Raw genomic sequence first — 15123 nt, forward strand, 5'->3', positions numbered from 1 at the left:
CGCCGGGCCATGCCCGGCGGAATGTGTGGACCCGCTGGCCGTCATGGACCCCGATGGCCGCAGGCCGCGGGGTATGCGTTGAAACATCCCCTTGCGATAATGACGCGCTGAACACCCCTGTTGCCGCATCCTTGCCAGGATCGCGGCTTTTCTTATCCCGCGGGAGCTGCGATGGCTGAGGCTGTACGCCACGACAAGACTGCGCGCCAGTTGCGGATGCTGTCCGATGCGCTGGACAGCGGTCGGCTGGGCCCGGTACGCCGTCTGGTCAATACCCTGGCGCCGGCCGAGATCGGCAATCTGCTCGAATCGCTGCCTCCGGGCAAGCGCGAGATCGTCTGGGGCCTGGTCGATCCGGAGGACGACGGCGAGGTGCTGGTCCACGTCGGCGACGACGTGCGCGAGAGCCTGCTCGCGGACATGGACCCGGACGAGATCATCGCCGCGGTCGAAGACCTGGACATCGACGATCTGGCCGACCTGGTCGAAGACCTGCCGGACACGGTCATCGACGAAGTCCTCAAGTCGATGGACCGCGAGAACCGCGAGCGCCTGGAACAGGTGCTGTCCTACCCCGAGGACAGCGCCGGCCGCCTGATGAACCCGGACGTGGTGACGGTGCGCGCCGACGTCAACGTCGACGTGGTGCTGCGCTATCTGCGCCTGCGCGGCGAACTGCCCGACCACACCGATCACCTGTTCGTGGTCAGCCGCCGCCACCAGTATCTGGGCCGCGTGTCGCTGGCCTCGCTGGTGACCCATGAAGACACCACGCCGATCAACCGCCTGATCGACGATGAGCAGCCCGCCATCGATGTCGGCGAGAGCGACCAGGAAGTGGCGCGGCAGTTCTCCGACCATGACTGGATCTCCGCGCCGGTGGTGGATGACAACAACATCCTGATCGGCCGCATCACCATTGATGACGTGGTCGACATCATCCGTGGCCAGGCTGAGCACCAGGCGCTGGGCGCCGCCGGCCTGGATGAGGACGAGGACCTGTTCAGCCCGGTCTGGCGCGCGATGCGACGCCGCCTGATGTGGCTGTCGGTAAACCTGTGCACCGCCTTCCTTGCCTCCAGCGTGGTCGGCCACTTCGAAGGCACCATCGACAAGCTGGTCGCCCTGGCCGTGCTGATGCCGATCGTCGCCGGGCTCGGCGGCAATGCCGGCACCCAGGTGCTGGCGCTGATGGTGCGCGGCCTGGCGCTGGGCCAGGTCGGCAGTTCCAACGCACGCACGCTGCTGTGGAAGGAAGTGCGGGTCGCGCTGCTCAATGGCGTGGTGCTCGGCTCGGTGCTGGGCCTGATCGTGCTCGCCTGGTTCCACTCGCCCGGACTCTCGGCGGTGATCGCCATCGCGCTGACCTGCAACCTGTTGTTCGCGGCACTGGCCGGCGTGCTGGTGCCCTTGGGCCTGAAGCGCTTCGGCTTCGATCCGGCACTGGCCAGCGGCATTTTCTTGACAGCGGTGACCGACTCGATGGGCTTCTTCACCTTCCTCGGCCTGGCCACCATGGTCCTGCTGCACTGACTGGAATTGCCATGGCAACGACGATCGAAAACTACTTTGCGCCGGGTTGGCGCGACCAGCCTCACACCTGTGCGGCCTGCGAGTGGAAAGGCAGTTCACGGGCAATGGTGATGGAGCTGGACGAGGACGCCACCGAGTACGTGTGCCCGGTCTGCGAGAACCCGTTGCTGGTGGTGCTGCATCCGGACATGGCGCAGGTGCAGGCCGCAGCCGCAGGCGGCAATGCCGAAGCACAGGAGCAGCTGCAGATCATCGCCAGCTTCCCGCGCCCGCAGTGATGCGGCGCACGATGCGGGCCGGCCGCAGCGCACTACCATCGAAGCGACCTCGCCCTCATGGGAATCGCCATGCTTCGATCGTTTTCGCGCTGGCTGCCGCTGCTGGCCCTGCTGATGATGACCGGGTGCGTCAGTACGCCGCCTGGTACACGCGGCCACTTCGAGGCACGTGCGGTGAAGGTGGACGGCGAGACCGCCTACTACCAGGTGTTCATTCCAGCCGCTGCCGTGCGCACGGCAGGGCCTCTGCCGGTGGTGCTGTTCCTGCACGGCTCCGGTGAGCGCGGCGGTGACGGCGTGAAACAGACCCACGCAGGCCTGGGCTCGTACCTGCGCCAGCACGCCGCCGACTTCCCCGCGCTGGCGGTGTTTCCGCAGGTACCCGGCCGTGAAGAATGGAGCGGACGCAACAACCGCGTGGCGATCGCCGCACTGGACGCCACGATTGCCGAATTCGGCGCCGACCCGGCACGGCAGTACCTGACCGGCATGTCGATGGGCGGCTACGGCAGCTGGAACATCGCCCTGGATGACCCGCAGCGCTTCGCCGCGATCGTGCCGATATGTGGTGCGGTTCTGGCACCGCGTGCGGTACGTCCCACCCTGTTCGTGGAGCAGGTGACGAACGAAGCGGATCCTTATGCGGTGATCGCGAAACGGTTGCAGCGCACCCCGATCTGGATCTTCCACGGCGCGCTGGATGACGTGGTGCCGCCGGATGATGACCGCCGGCTGCATGCCGCCTTCCAGAGCGCAGGCGCGCATGACGTGCGCTATACCGAGTACCCGGACGGCAACCACAATGCCTGGGATGCCACCTACGCCGACGCGGCGATGTGGGCGTGGTTGTTCAAGCAGAAGCGCTGAGCGCCTGTTCTGGTAGATGCCAACCTTGGTTGGCACTGCTCTGGTAGATGCCAACCTTGGTTGGCACTGGCCTACCCAGGATCAAGCCATTCCCCGATGTTCGTCGCAGGCATGTCCGCCCAAGCTTGCGCCATGCAAAACGTCCGTCTCCTGCTCGGCCGTCGCTCCAACGTCGGCCTCAGCTACCTCCTCACCACCGTCGTGGATCGCCGCGCGCCCCTGTTCGCCAACGACGCTGCCGCAGCCCTGGCAATCCAGGAATTCCAGAGGCTCGATCAGGAAGGCTTCACCCGCTCGATCGCCTACGTGGTCATGCCCGATCACATTCACTGGCTGGTCGAACTGCGTGCGGGAACCCTGGAAACCGTCATGAAGCGCTTCAAATCGCGCACGGCGCAGCAGGCAAACCGGTTATTGGGAAGGGTCGGGCGTTTCTGGCAGGCCTGCTACCACGATCATGCGATCCGCTCGGACGAATCGTTGTACCGGCATGCGCTGTACCTGATGGGTAATCCGATCAGGGCGGGTCTGACGACGCAGTTGGGGCAGTATCGGCACGCATGGTGCGAGTGGGAGCTTGAGGCTTTGGGTGATCGGCCTGAGGCATTCACGGACGGATAGGGCCAACCAAGGTTGGCATCTACCAAAGCAGTGCACGTGCCAACCAAGGTTGGCATCTACCAGAGCGGGGTCAGTGCCAACCTTGGTTGGCACCCACCGGCAATCAACCCAGCAGGGTTTCCAGTACGGCCATGCGTACGGCGACGCCGTTGGCGACCTGGCGCAGCACCCACGACTGCGGGCCGTCGGCCACGTCGTCGGTCACTTCCACGCCGCGGTTGATCGGGCCCGGGTGGAGCACGGCTGCGTCCTTGCCGGCGCGGGCCAGGCGTGCGGTGTTCAGGCCGTACTGTGCGTGGTACTGCTCCAGCGACGGCACCAGCCCTTCTTCCATGCGCTCGCGCTGCAGGCGCAGCATCATCAGCGCGTCGACGCCTTCCAGCATCGCGTCGAAATCATCACCTACCACGCAGCCCTTCAGGGTGTCGTCGTCCGGCAGCAGCGACTGCGGGCCGCACACGCGGATCTCGCCCACGCCGAGCGTACGCAGCGCATGCAGGTCGGTGCGGGCCACGCGCGAGTGCTTGACGTCGCCGACGATCACCACCTTCATCTTCGAGAAGTCCGGGCCCTTGGCCTGGCGCAGGGTCAACATGTCCAGCAGGCCCTGGGTCGGGTGCGAGCTGCGACCGTCGCCGGCATTGACCAGTGCGGTGCCCTCGCCCGCCACGGCAGCCAGCGCCGCCACGGCGCCGTCGTCCGGGTGGCGCACGACGAAGCCACGCACGCCCATCGCTTCCAGGTTCTTCAGCGTGTCGCAGGCGGTTTCGCCCTTGCGCGTTGACGAAGTGGAGGCGTCGAAGTTCAGCACGTCCGCGCCCAACCGCTGCGCCGCCAGATGGAACGAGCTGCGGGTACGGGTGGAGGGTTCGAAGAACAAGGTGCACACCGCCGATCCGCCCAGCACATGGCGCTTGTTGCCGACGCGGCCGACCGCGGCATCGCGGATCTGGCCGGCGCGGTCGAGCAGTTGCACCAGGGTGTCGCGGGGAAGACCTTCAAGCGTCAACAGGTGGCGCAGGCGGCCGGAGTCATCGAGTTGCTGGGCGGTCATGGCGGGGTTCGTATCGTCAGGGAATGGGAATGGCGTCGTCCGGCGACGACAACCAGCGGTCGATGATCACCGCCGCGGCCACGGCGTCGAGGGCAGCCGCATCGCGGCGGCGCTTGCGCCCTTCGGCGCGCTCGACGGCGAAGCGGCGGGCAGCCTCGACCGAGCTGGAACGCTCGTCGATCATCACCACCGGCAGTTTGAAACGCTCCCGCAGCTGGCGGGCAAAGCCCTGCGCGCGCTTGCGGTTGGGCTGGTCCTGGCCGTCCAGGGTCAGCGGATCGCCAACCACCAGGCCATCGGGCTTCCATTCCTTGAGCAGGCGTTCGATCGCCGCCCAGTCGGGACCATTGCCGTGCACATCGACCACGGCCACCGCGCGCGCATGCGCGGCGAACGCACTGCCGATCGCCACACCAATCCGGCGCGAGCCGACATCGAAGCCGAGCACGGTGCCATCGCGGCGGATGAGGGCCGGCTCAGACATGGCCGCTGTAGTCGGTCAGCCGGAACAGATCGACGCCAATGCGCGAGGCGGCGCCCTGCCAGCGCTGTTCCAGCGGCAGCTGGAACACCAGCTCGGCGTCGGCCGGCACGGTCAACCAGCTGTTCTCGGACAGTTCGCTTTCCAGCTGGCCGGCACTCCAGCCCGCGCAGCCCAGGGTGACCACGGCATTGGCCGGGCCTTCGCCGCGCGCCATCGCCTCGAGGATGTCACGCGAGGTGGTCAGGTACAGGCCTTCACCGACGACCAGGCTGGAATCCCACGCGCGCGCATCGTCATGGATGACGAAACCACGTTCGGGATGCACCGGCCCGCCATTGAGCACCGGACGCGCCTGCAGGCCGCCATCGACGGTGGCGATGTCCATCTGCGCCAGCACTTCGCCCAGGGTGTACTCGGAAGGCTGGTTGACCAGCACCCCCATTGCGCCGTTCTCGTCGTGCTGGCAGATCAGCGCAACGGTGCGGGCGAAGGTGGCGTCGATCAGCGACGGCAGCGCCACGAGCAGGTGATTGGCGAGGGAAGTCGGCGTTACTGGCATGGGCGTCATTCTAACCGCTGCGGCCGGATGCGGGCGCGAAGGGATGGGCTAGGATGGTGCGATTCCATGGAGGATTGAGCGATGCAACAGGATGCTCCGCTGCCCTGGTCGACCCGCAGCATGATCGTGCTGATCGCGCTGCTGCAGGGTCTGGCCTTGTACGCCGCACAGGAACTGGCGCCGCACTGGCCCTTCCACGATCTGGCCTGCCGTTACAGCTGGAATGCCTGGGTACTGACTGTACCGTCGGCCATCGCCCTGACCCTGGGCCACCTGCGTGACCGGCGCCTGTGGCTGCACGCCGTGCTGGCCTCGCTGCTGGTGATCGCGCTGGCCGCATGGGTTGGCTGGAATCTTGCCGGCGTCGAAAACATCTGGGTTGCGTCCCTGCGCGATCCGCTGTCGATCAGCCTGGCCATCGCCACCTTCGTGCTGTTGCCATGGTGGCAGTTCCGCCTGCAGCACGGACACTGGCGCGCGGACTACCCGGCGCTGTTCGAGCGGGCGTGGCAGAACGGTCTGATCCTGCTGGTCGCGGCGGTGTTTACCGGCCTGGCCTGGATGCTGCTGTGGCTGTGGGCGGCGCTGTTCTCGGTCGTGAAGGTGGACTTCTTCCATCATCTGTTCAGGGAGCGCGCATTCGTCGCCCTGGCGACCGGTACCCTGGCCGGGTTCGGCGTGCTGATCGGCCGTACCCAGCATCGCGCCATCCAGATCATCCGCCAGGTATTGTTCGCACTTTGCCGCGGGCTGCTGCCGCTGCTTTCGTTCATTGCGGTGCTGTTCGTGATTTCACTGCCGCTGACAGGCCTGGCCTCGCCTGGTGGCTATCGCTCGCAGGCGCAGGAGCTGCTGACTCTGGCAGTGCTGCTGGTATGCATGGTCAACGCGGTCTATCAGCGCAGCGGCATCGACCGCCCCTACCCGACGATGCTGCGCCGGGTGGTCGAGGCCAGTCTGCTGGTGCTGCCGGTGTACACGGGCGTGGCGCTGTACTCGCTGGCGCTGCGCATCGGCCAGTATGGCTGGACCATCGAGCGCTTCTGGGGCGTGGGTGTTGGCGTGCTCACCGCCGGTTATGCCGCAGGCTATGCGCTGGCGGTGGTGCGCCGGAGCGAGCGCTGGCTGCAGGGCATCGAACCGGTGAACCGCGTGATGTGCTGGGCCGTGCTGGCCTTGGCCGTGCTGGGCAATACGCCGCTGCTGGATCCTGCACGCATCGCCGCCCGCAGCCTCGCCGAGCGTGTGCGTGCCGATCCATCCGCACTGACGGTCAATGACAGCCGCCAGCTGCGGCAGTACAACGGGCGCCCCGGCGTGGATGCGCTGCGCGCGCTGCAGCAGGACCCGGTCATCCAGGCCGACCGGCGCGCAACGGCGATCATCGCCCAGCAGATGAAGGGTGAACGCGGTGCCAGCTATACCCTGGAGGACTACGTGGAGGCGGGTGTCTACGACCTCCCGACGCTGAAGCAGCGCATCACCCTGGCCAAGGGCAGCGCATCGCCACCGGACACCTGGTGGACGAGCGTGCTGGAACACATGGATGCAAGCGACTGCGTGAAGGAAGACAACGGCTGCATCGCCCTGCAGCGCGATCTGGATGGCGATGGCCAGCAAGAGGTGCTGCTGTGCAAGGAGGGCCGCCGCCGGGGGCCGGAGTGCGCGCTGCATGTCTGGCAGGACGCCCAGTGGCGGGAGGCGGCCGAGGTAAACTTCCGCGAAGACGATGGCAAGGCGGCGGACCAGGCGCTTCGCGACGGCCAGCTACGCATTGCGCCCAGCCGTTGGCCCGATCTTTCGCTGGGCGACCAACCGGCTGACATCCACCACTCCCATGACTACGGCAGGATGAAGGAAAAGCAATGAGCGGATACTGCCGCATCGCCCCGGGCCACCCGGTGCACGAGTACTACCACGCCAACGAATATGGCTTCCCGCAGCGCGATGAGCGCGAGCTGTTCGAGCGCCTGCTGCTGGAAATCAACCAGGCTGGCCTGAGCTGGGAAACCATCCTGAAAAAGCGCGAGGGATTCCGCGCGGCCTATGACGCCTTCGACGTCGATCGCGTCGCCGCCTATGCGGAGCAGGACATCGAGCGCCTGCTGTCGGACCCCGGCATCATCCGCAACCGCTTGAAGGTGCTGGCGGCGATCCACAACGCACAGGTGATCCAGCAGCTGCGCCAGAGCCACGGCAGCTTCGCCGCGTGGCTGGACGCGCACCACCCGCGCAGCAAGGCCGACTGGGTAAAGCTGTTCAAGAAGACCTTCCGCTTCACCGGCGGCGAGATCACTGGCGAGTTCCTGATGAGCCTGGGCTACCTGCCTGGCGCGCATGCCGAGGACTGCCCGGTGCACGCCAAGCTGCTGAAGCTGGCGCCACCGTGGGTGCAGGCATCCGCTCGGTAGTGCCGGCCGCTGGCCGGCATTGCCGGTGAGCCGTCAGACGCCCATGTAGCGGCCCGGGCGGTGGTTGAACATCAGCACCAGGCTGAGCACCACCGCACCGATGGCCGAGTACATCACCTTCGACGGCGACAGCACGAAGAATGCGGCCACCATCAGGCACGCGTCGAAGGACATCTGTACCTTGCCGGCGCTCCAGCCACGGGTGCGCTGCAGATACACCGCCAGGATGCCGATGCCGCCGAGGCTGGCGCGGTGGCGGATGAAGAACAGGATGCCCAAGCCGGACAGCGCGCCACCGACCAGCGCCGAGTACAACGGCGCGATATGCGAGAAGTCGGCCCAGCGCGGCAGGATGTCGGTCAGCAGGCCGCAGGCGGTGACCGCCGCGAACGTCTTCAGGGTGAATTCCCAGCCCATGCGGCGCACGGCCACCCAGTAGAACGGCAGGTTGACCAGCACGAACACCAGGCCGAAGTTCCAGCCCATGGTGTAGTGCAGCAGGAACGCCATGCCGGCCATGCCACCGATCATCAGCCCGCTCTTGGCGAAGATCGCCAGGCCCAGCGAAGCCACCAGCATCGCCAGCACCATGCCCTGCGCGTCTTCGGCGACCGAGTGGCGCAGTGCCTTCTCATCGGCGGGGGTGCCGGCAACATCGGGCGGCGGGGTCAGCGGGCCAGCGGTGACCAGGTGGCCGTCAGCGTCGTCGCACGGCGCCGGGCCATGGGATTGGAGGGACATACAGGTGGGGGCACTACGGGTGGGGAGCGGTATTAGACACGATCTGCATGACAGTTGCAGATGAAATCGTTCAGTTGGGAGTTCCGGCGAACGGCGCAGCCCCTCGTGGCTGGGCGGCATACTGCCTCCAAATCTGGCAGTGGGCCGGGCGGGTGGGCTGTGCAGGGGGCGCTGCAAGTACGTCCATGTAAGCTCGGTCGCCGCATCCATGCGGCTCACGCCCCTGCACAGCCCACCCGCCCGGCCTTGGACAATTTCCGTGCGCGTCCAGCCACGTAAAGAGAAAAGAAGAGCAGAAGCGGGTCGCTGCGCTCGGTGGAGCGGTGGGTTCAGCGCTGGGTGGCCAGGTGGTGGGCGACCAGGGCGTTTGCATGGCCATGGCCCAGTCCGTGCTCGGATTTCAGGAAGCTGACCAGTTCCATGTGCTTCAGCCCCGGCCGTTTGGCCAGCAGCCCCAACCAATGTGCCACCGGCTGCCCGTAGGTCTTCTCGATGGACGGAAAGTAGGACGCCGGGCCCTTGGGTTTGCTGTCGCTGCTCATGTGCTGCTCCCTGTTGTTTGGAAAGTACCCATTCGACGAACCACGGAACCACAAATCGACATGGCGGATTTACAAAGCAGCACCGGCACAACCCGGCACCTATCCACGCATAGCGTGGATCTACGTGTCGACCAAGGTCGACACCTACCAACCGCCTCGGGAACCTGTCGACGGCGGGCGCCGGGCGCAGCCCGGCCGTATCATCCCCTCATGCCGCGTGAAAACCTCAACGACCTGCAAGCCTTCGTCCACGTCGCCCGCGAAGGCAGCTTCACCAAAGCCGCCGCCCAGCTGGGCGTCTCCCAGTCCGCCCTCAGCCACGCCATGCGCGGGCTGGAAGAACGACTGGGCGTGCGCCTGCTGACCCGTACCACCCGCAGCGTCGCCACCACCGAGGCGGGTGCTCGCCTCTTGGAAACCCTGGCCCCGCGCCTGGCCGAGATCGAAGACGAACTGGCCGCGCTGGCCGAATACCGCGAGCGCCCCGCAGGCACCATCCGCATCAACGCCACCGGCCACGCCGCTGAATACCTCGCCTGGCCAAGGCTGGCGCCGCTGCTGCAGCAGTACCCGGACCTGAAGGTCGAGCTGACCACCGATTACGGCCTGGCCGACATCGTCGCCGAGCGCTACGACATCGGCATCCGTCTCGGTGAGCGCCTGGCACGCGACATGGTGGCGCTGCCGATCAGCCCGCCGCTGCGCATGCGCGTGGTGGGCGCGCCGTCGTACTTTCGCCAGCACGTGGCGCCGGTGCACCCGCACGATCTGGCCGGGCACAACTGCATCACCCTGCGCCTGCCCACCCATGGCGGCCTGATGCCGTGGGATTTCGGCCAGGACGGCAACGAGCTGAGCATCCGCGTCTCTGGTCAGTGGACCTTCAACACCATGGGCATGACGCGGGCGGCAGCACTGGCTGGCAGTGGCCTGGCCTGGCTGCCCGAGGACCAGGTGCAGGCGGCCCTGCAGGAGGGCCGCCTGCAATCCACACTGGATGACTGGTGCCCGCACTTCGACGGCTATTACGCGTACTACCCGTCGCGCCGGCATGTCACCGTGGCGATGCGCACCGTGCTTGATGCGCTGCGCGGGCCGATGATGGATTGAGGAGTGCGGACCAACGGTCCGCACCCACCACAGGCCGAGAGTCCGCACCCACCACAGAGCGCACCCACTGCGATCAGCCCTTGGCCTGTGCCGCACGCTGTGCGTTGTAGCGCTCACCGACGATGGCGATCTCCTGCAGTGTCTGCGCGATACGCTCCAGCTCGGCCGGCGACAGCTGCAGGTCGGTGGCGGCCAGATTCTCTTCCAGGCGATGGACCTTGGTCGTACCCGGAATCGGCACGATCCACGATGCCTGCGCCAGCAGCCAGGCCAGCGCGACCTGTGCCGGGGTGGCACCTCGCGCCGCCGCGATCGTGGTGATGCGGTCAACCAGCGCTTGATTGGCGCGACGCGCTTCCACTTCGAAGCGTGGCACGGTGTTGCGGAAGTCGTTGTCGGCGAAGGTGGTGTCGGCGTTGATCGCGCCGGTCAGGAAGCCGCGACCCAGCGGACTGAACGGAACGAAGCCGATGCCCAGTTCCTGCAGCGCCGGCAACAGTTCGCGCTCCGGCTCGCGCCACCACAGCGAGTACTCACTCTGCACTGCAGCCACCGGTTGCACGGCATGGGCACGACGCACCGTGGCGGCACTGGCTTCGGACAAACCGAAGTGGCGCACTTTGCCCTCGGCGATCAGGTCACGCACGGTACCGGCGACGTCCTCGATCGGCACGTTCGGATCCACACGGTGCTGGTAGAACAGGTCGATATGGTCCGTGCGCAGGCGCTTGAGGCTGGCTTCGGCCACCGCGCGGATGTTCTCTGGGCGACTGTCCAGGCCGGTGTCGACCTGTGCGTCCTTGAAGCCGAACTTGGTGGCGATCACCAGCTTGTCGCGATGCGGCGCCAGCGCTTTGCCGAGCAGATCTTCGTTGGTATACGGCCCATAGACTTCCGCGGTGTCGAAGAAGGTCACGCCGCGTTCGACCGCCGCATGCAGCAGGGCGATGCCCTGGCTCTGCTCGACGGCGGGACCGTAGCCGTGGCTCAGGCCCATGCAGCCCAGGCCCAGGGCGGAGACTTTCAGGCCGCTGCGGCCGAGTTCACGTGTCTGCATCGTCGTGCTCCAGTAGGGGAGCGATGACGATACGCCTGCAGGGCCGGCGGATTGAACGACCTGGATGGCAGTCGGTCATGACTGGATTTCATGAATCCACTTTGCCCACTACAAACGCCAGGATCGCCAGCAACAGCAGCGCGCCGCCTGGCAGCAGCACCAGGATGTGCCAGACGCCAAAGCGGTCCATCCGCTGCATGTCCACCTTCTCGTCCAGATGGTAGCGCCGCAGCAGGCTGTTGACCGGCAGCAGCGGCACAAAGGTGAGCAACGAAAGCAGCGCGCCGCCATGGGGCAGCCGACTGGCGAAATTGAGCAGGAAGAACAGCGCCCCCAGCAGGCCCGGCGCAAAGGCCAGCTGCCGGCGGCGCGACTGCGCGATATCACGCAGATCGCTGAAGCAGAAGAACGCCCATATCGGAGAGAAAAGCGCGCGTGCCCATGGCCACTGCGCTCCACCGGTTTCGCGCTTGATGGCTCGCCAGTTCTGCCAGAACCAGTACAGCGGATACAGGCCCAGCGTGGCCACGGACAGCGCGACGATCTTCATCGTCGACGGCGAGTAGTACGCCGCTGCGTTGGATGTGGCGAAGCTGGCGTACGTGGTCGGCAGCACCGGCGGACGCGCAGGCGTTGCCGCCGGCGCACGATACGGATCGTGCATTTCCATATGCGAACCTTGTGTTGTCGCGCCGGCAGGATGCCGGCTCCCCCTGTCCCGCAAATGCGGTGACCGCGCGACTATCGCAGAGCTGATCCGTAGAGTCGAGCAGGCTCGACTCTACGCAGGCAGGGCCACCGAGGCGATCAACGGACCTCTGAAATCTCCACCCCATCCAGCCCCTGCGACAGGGTGCGGGCATCGCCACCCTGGCTGAGCTTGATGCGCAGGCGCACTTCGTTCTGCGAATCGGCGTAGCGCAGTGCGTCCTCGTAGCTGATCTCACCGGCCTGGTACAGCTCGAACAGGCTCTGGTCGAAGGTCTTCATGCCCAGCTGGACCGATTCCTTCATCAGTTCCTTCAGCTTGTGGATCTCGCCGTCGCGGATGTAGTCCTGCACCAGCGGCGTGCCCAGCAGGATTTCCATCGCGACCTTGCGCGAGCGGCCATCCGGCGAAGGAATCAACTGCTGCGCGACCACGCCCTTGAGGTTCAGCGACAGATCCATCAGCAACTGGTTGCGGCGATCTTCCGGGAAGAAGTTGACGATGCGGTCCATCGCCTGGTTGGCGTTGTTGGCGTGCAGCGTGCACAGCACCAGATGGCCGGTTTCAGCGAAGGCGATGGCGTGGTCCATGCCCTCGCGGGTACGCACCTCGCCGATCATGATCACGTCCGGTGCCTGGCGCAGGGTGTTCTTCAGCGCGGCTTCCCAGCTGTCGGTATCGATGCCGACTTCGCGCTGGGTGATGATGCAGCCCTCGTGCTTGTGCACGAATTCGATCGGGTCTTCGATGGTGATGATGTGCCCGGTCGAATTCTGGTTGCGGTAGCCGATCATCGCTGCCAGCGACGTGGATTTACCGGTACCGGTAGCGCCGACGAACAGGATGATGCCGCGCTTGGTCATCGCCAGCGTCTTGATGATCGGCGGCAGGCTCAGCTCTTCAACGGTCGGAATGCGCGTCTCGATGCGACGCAGCACCATGCCGACCTGGTTGCGCTGGTAGAAGCAGCTCACACGGAAGCGGCCGACACCGGACAGGCCGATGGCGAAGTTGCATTCGTGGGTCTTTTCGAATTCCTCGCGCTGCGCCGGCGTCATCACGTTCAGCACCAGGTCGCGGCTCTGCTGCGGCGTCAGCGGGGTCTGGGTGATCGGCGATATCTTGCCGTTGACCTTGATCGCCGGCGGCATGCCAGCGGTGATGAACAGGTCCGAGGCGCGCTGGTGCGCCATCAGCTTGAGGAACGAGGTGAAATCGATGGTGGTCGCGGTGGTGTTCACGGCGGGCTCCCAATGGGGCATGTACCAGGAATCGGTCGGTGGAGGAAACAGCTCGGGGCCGGCGGCGTAGTGTTGCGCCCTGCCCCGCCATTGCCTCGCCTTACTCGAACAGACGCTTGTCCTTGGCGTATTCGCGGGCCTGGTTGCGGGTGATCAGGCTGCGCTTGACCAGGTCCTGCAGGTGCTGGTCCAGGGTCATCATGCCGTACTGCTGGCCGGTCTGGATGGCCGAGTACATCTGCGCCACCTTGTCTTCGCGGATCAGGTTGCGGATGGCCGGGGTGCCGACCATGATTTCCCACGCAGCGGTACGACCGCCACCGACCTTCTTCAGCAGCGCCTGCGAAATGACCGCGCGCAGCGATTCGGACAGCATCGAGCGCACCATCGGCTTTTCGCCGGCCGGGAACACGTCGATGATGCGGTCGATGGTCTTGGCCGCCGAACTGGTGTGCAGGGTGCCGAATACCAGGTGGCCGGTTTCCGCAGCGGTCAGCGCCAGGCGGATGGTTTCCAGGTCACGCAGTTCGCCGACCAGGATGATGTCCGGGTCCTCACGCAGCGCCGAGCGCAGCGCCTCGTTGAAGCCGTGCGTATCACGATGCACTTCGCGCTGGTTGATCAGGCACTTCTGCGAGGTGTGCACGAATTCGATCGGATCCTCGACAGTGAGGATGTGGCCGTATTCGTTCTTGTTGATGTAGTCGATCATCGCCGCCAGCGTGGTCGACTTGCCCGAACCGGTCGGGCCGGTCACCAGGATCAGGCCCTGCGGCTGCTGGATCACCTCGCGGAACAGCGGCGGGCAGGCCAGGTCCTCCAGGGTCAGCACTTCGGACGGAATGGTACGGAATACCGCACCGGCGCCACGGTTCTGGTTGAACGCATTGACACGGAAGCGCGCCAGCGACGGGATCTCGAAGGAGAAGTCGACTTCGAGGAATTCCTCGTAATCGCGGCGCTGCTTGTCGGACATGATGTCGTACACCAGCGCATGGACCTGCTTGTGGTCCAGGGCTGGAATGTTGATCCGGCGAACGTCGCCGTCCACGCGGATCATCGGCGGCAGGCCTGCGGACAGATGCAGGTCGGACGCTTTGTTCTTTACGGAAAACGCCAACAGCTCGGCGATATCCATGAGCGGCTACTCCCCAATAACGGCTTCGACTGGAAGGATCTTTCCCCGGGCGGCAGTATAGCCTCCTGATTGAACGGAACGCGTTACGTGGCCACTCCCCTGCCCCAGATCCTGAGCAACCTGCACAACGCCGCCGATGCCGCCGGGCGGCCACCGCCGCGCCTGCTGGCGGTGTCCAAGACCCAGCCGGCCGAGGCTGTCGCGGCCCTTGCCGCACAGGGCCAGACCGCCTTCGGCGAGAACTACGTGCAGGAGGCGCTGACCAAGATTCAGGAACTGCAGCAACTGGGCCTGGAATGGCACCTGATCGGCCACCTGCAGTCGAACAAGGCCGAGCCGGTGGCCATGCACTTCGACTGGGTGCAGAGCGTGGACCGGCCCAAGCTGGTCACCGCCCTGGCCCGCTACCGCCCCGCTGAACGCGGTCCGCTGAACGTGCTCATCCAGGTCAACATCGACGACGAATCGAGCAAGCACGGCAGCGTGCCGGAGGACGTGGAGGCGCTGGCCGCAGCCGTCGCCGCCGAACCCAACCTGCGGTTGCGCGGCCTGATGGCGATTCCTGCGCCGTGGCCCGAGGCCGAGCGCCGACGCGATGCGTTCGTGCGCATGCGCACACTTTTCGAGGCGCTGGCGGCCCGTCATCCGCAGGTGGACACCCTGTCGATGGGCATGAGCAGCGACTACGCTGAAGCCATTGCCGAAGGTGCCACCCTGGTGCGCATCGGCACCGCCCTGTTCGGCGCGCGTCCGCGCCCGGCCTGATTCCAAGGAGATT

General features: G+C 66.0%; 17 protein-coding genes. 8 read left to right on the forward strand and 9 right to left on the reverse strand.

Annotated features, from left to right (window positions below):
* Positions 1-171: 171 nt before the first annotated feature.
* From mgtE to QOL57_RS05760, 4 genes are all read left to right on the forward strand, one after another.
* Complete coding sequence (mgtE, locus tag QOL57_RS05745; RefSeq protein ID WP_025874026.1) at positions 172-1533, forward strand: magnesium transporter; 1362 nt, start codon at positions 172-174, stop codon at positions 1531-1533.
* 11 nt (positions 1534-1544) lie between these two features.
* Complete coding sequence (locus tag QOL57_RS05750) at positions 1545-1811, forward strand: hypothetical protein (protein ID WP_089239293.1); 267 nt, start codon at positions 1545-1547, stop codon at positions 1809-1811.
* A gap of 69 nt (positions 1812-1880) precedes the next feature.
* Complete coding sequence (locus QOL57_RS05755; RefSeq protein ID WP_089241198.1) at positions 1881-2678, forward strand: prolyl oligopeptidase family serine peptidase; 798 nt, start codon at positions 1881-1883, stop codon at positions 2676-2678.
* Positions 2679-2810: 132 nt separating this feature from the next.
* Complete coding sequence (locus tag QOL57_RS05760; RefSeq protein ID WP_089241196.1) at positions 2811-3299, forward strand: transposase; 489 nt, start codon at positions 2811-2813, stop codon at positions 3297-3299.
* Between the two features lie 103 nt (positions 3300-3402).
* On the opposite strand, the gene QOL57_RS05765 is transcribed toward QOL57_RS05760, so the two are convergent.
* Genes QOL57_RS05765 through QOL57_RS05775 form a run of 3 tightly spaced genes read right to left on the reverse strand, consistent with a single transcriptional unit; the run spans position 3403 to position 5396 of the window.
* Positions 3403-4353, reverse strand: coding sequence for an aspartate carbamoyltransferase catalytic subunit (locus QOL57_RS05765; RefSeq protein WP_089239291.1), 951 nt, complete (start codon positions 4351-4353; stop codon positions 3403-3405).
* Between the two features lie 16 nt (positions 4354-4369).
* Positions 4370-4837, reverse strand: coding sequence for a Holliday junction resolvase RuvX (ruvX, locus tag QOL57_RS05770; protein ID WP_025874031.1), 468 nt, complete (start codon positions 4835-4837; stop codon positions 4370-4372).
* On the reverse strand, positions 4830-5396 hold the full coding sequence (locus tag QOL57_RS05775) for a YqgE/AlgH family protein (protein WP_089239289.1): 567 nt from the start codon (positions 5394-5396) through the stop codon (positions 4830-4832). Before QOL57_RS05775 ends, ruvX begins: the two co-directional genes overlap by 8 nt.
* 81 nt (positions 5397-5477) lie before the next feature.
* Here QOL57_RS05775 and QOL57_RS05780 point away from each other — a divergent pair, with 81 nt between their 5' ends.
* Together QOL57_RS05780 and QOL57_RS05785 are read left to right on the forward strand one after the other, a co-directional pair.
* Positions 5478-7265 (forward strand): DUF4153 domain-containing protein, encoded by a 1788-nt coding sequence (locus QOL57_RS05780; RefSeq protein WP_089239287.1) that lies wholly within the window; start codon positions 5478-5480, stop codon positions 7263-7265.
* On the forward strand, positions 7262-7807 hold the full coding sequence (locus QOL57_RS05785) for a DNA-3-methyladenine glycosylase I (RefSeq protein WP_089239285.1): 546 nt from the start codon (positions 7262-7264) through the stop codon (positions 7805-7807). Before QOL57_RS05780 ends, QOL57_RS05785 begins: the two co-directional genes overlap by 4 nt.
* A 33-nt stretch (positions 7808-7840) precedes the next feature.
* Here QOL57_RS05785 and QOL57_RS05790 read toward each other — a convergent pair whose 3' ends face one another.
* The gene (locus QOL57_RS05790) at positions 7841-8548 is read right to left on the reverse strand and encodes a YitT family protein (protein WP_165780962.1); all 708 of its coding nucleotides are present in this window, start codon (positions 8546-8548) and stop codon (positions 7841-7843) included.
* Between the two features lie 329 nt (positions 8549-8877).
* Entirely contained in the window at positions 8878-9090 is a 213-nt protein-coding gene (locus tag QOL57_RS05795; protein WP_089239283.1) for a DUF4287 domain-containing protein, read from the reverse strand.
* 210 nt (positions 9091-9300) lie between these two features.
* Here QOL57_RS05795 and QOL57_RS05800 point away from each other — a divergent pair, with 210 nt between their 5' ends.
* Positions 9301-10200, forward strand: coding sequence for a LysR family transcriptional regulator (locus QOL57_RS05800; RefSeq protein ID WP_089239281.1), 900 nt, complete (start codon positions 9301-9303; stop codon positions 10198-10200).
* A gap of 73 nt (positions 10201-10273) precedes the next feature.
* On the opposite strand, the gene QOL57_RS05805 is transcribed toward QOL57_RS05800, so the two are convergent.
* The 4 genes from QOL57_RS05805 to QOL57_RS05820 form a co-directional block, all read right to left on the reverse strand.
* Positions 10274-11257, reverse strand: a complete 984-nt coding sequence (locus QOL57_RS05805) for an aldo/keto reductase (protein ID WP_089239279.1) — start codon at positions 11255-11257, stop codon at positions 10274-10276.
* Positions 11258-11345: 88 nt separating this feature from the next.
* Positions 11346-11921 (reverse strand): hypothetical protein, encoded by a 576-nt coding sequence (locus QOL57_RS05810; RefSeq protein WP_089239277.1) that lies wholly within the window; start codon positions 11919-11921, stop codon positions 11346-11348.
* A 143-nt stretch (positions 11922-12064) separates the two neighbouring features.
* Entirely contained in the window at positions 12065-13207 is a 1143-nt protein-coding gene (locus tag QOL57_RS05815) for a PilT/PilU family type 4a pilus ATPase (protein WP_025874039.1), read from the reverse strand.
* A gap of 100 nt (positions 13208-13307) precedes the next feature.
* Entirely contained in the window at positions 13308-14345 is a 1038-nt protein-coding gene (locus QOL57_RS05820) for a type IV pilus twitching motility protein PilT (protein ID WP_004147099.1), read from the reverse strand.
* A gap of 87 nt (positions 14346-14432) precedes the next feature.
* Here QOL57_RS05820 and QOL57_RS05825 point away from each other — a divergent pair, with 87 nt between their 5' ends.
* A complete protein-coding gene (locus tag QOL57_RS05825) occupies positions 14433-15110 on the forward strand; it encodes a YggS family pyridoxal phosphate-dependent enzyme (protein ID WP_089239275.1) in 678 nt (225 codons plus the stop codon).
* Positions 15111-15123: the final 13 nt, after the last annotated feature.

Source organism: Stenotrophomonas sp. yr243, assembly GCF_900184195.1.
Classification (GTDB): domain Bacteria; phylum Pseudomonadota; class Gammaproteobacteria; order Xanthomonadales; family Xanthomonadaceae; genus Stenotrophomonas; species Stenotrophomonas lactitubi.

Bases quoted from the DNA above. Each gene is read 5' to 3' on its own strand.
- mgtE (WP_025874026.1), top strand. From the start codon at position 172: ATGGCTGAGGCTGTACGCCACGACAAGACTGCGCGCCAGTTGCGGATG.
- QOL57_RS05750 (WP_089239293.1), top strand. From the start codon at position 1,545: ATGGCAACGACGATCGAAAACTACTTTGCGCCGGGTTGGCGCGACCAG.
- QOL57_RS05755 (WP_089241198.1), top strand. From the start codon at position 1,881: ATGCTTCGATCGTTTTCGCGCTGGCTGCCGCTGCTGGCCCTGCTGATG.
- QOL57_RS05760 (WP_089241196.1), top strand. From the start codon at position 2,811: ATGCAAAACGTCCGTCTCCTGCTCGGCCGTCGCTCCAACGTCGGCCTC.
- QOL57_RS05765 (WP_089239291.1), bottom strand. From the start codon at position 4,353: ATGACCGCCCAGCAACTCGATGACTCCGGCCGCCTGCGCCACCTGTTG.
- ruvX (WP_025874031.1), bottom strand. From the start codon at position 4,837: ATGTCTGAGCCGGCCCTCATCCGCCGCGATGGCACCGTGCTCGGCTTC.
- QOL57_RS05775 (WP_089239289.1), bottom strand. From the start codon at position 5,396: ATGCCAGTAACGCCGACTTCCCTCGCCAATCACCTGCTCGTGGCGCTG.
- QOL57_RS05780 (WP_089239287.1), top strand. From the start codon at position 5,478: ATGCAACAGGATGCTCCGCTGCCCTGGTCGACCCGCAGCATGATCGTG.
- QOL57_RS05785 (WP_089239285.1), top strand. From the start codon at position 7,262: ATGAGCGGATACTGCCGCATCGCCCCGGGCCACCCGGTGCACGAGTAC.
- QOL57_RS05790 (WP_165780962.1), bottom strand. From the start codon at position 8,548: ATGTCCCTCCAATCCCATGGCCCGGCGCCGTGCGACGACGCTGACGGC.
- QOL57_RS05795 (WP_089239283.1), bottom strand. From the start codon at position 9,090: ATGAGCAGCGACAGCAAACCCAAGGGCCCGGCGTCCTACTTTCCGTCC.
- QOL57_RS05800 (WP_089239281.1), top strand. From the start codon at position 9,301: ATGCCGCGTGAAAACCTCAACGACCTGCAAGCCTTCGTCCACGTCGCC.
- QOL57_RS05805 (WP_089239279.1), bottom strand. From the start codon at position 11,257: ATGCAGACACGTGAACTCGGCCGCAGCGGCCTGAAAGTCTCCGCCCTG.
- QOL57_RS05810 (WP_089239277.1), bottom strand. From the start codon at position 11,921: ATGCACGATCCGTATCGTGCGCCGGCGGCAACGCCTGCGCGTCCGCCG.
- QOL57_RS05820 (WP_004147099.1), bottom strand. From the start codon at position 14,345: ATGGATATCGCCGAGCTGTTGGCGTTTTCCGTAAAGAACAAAGCGTCC.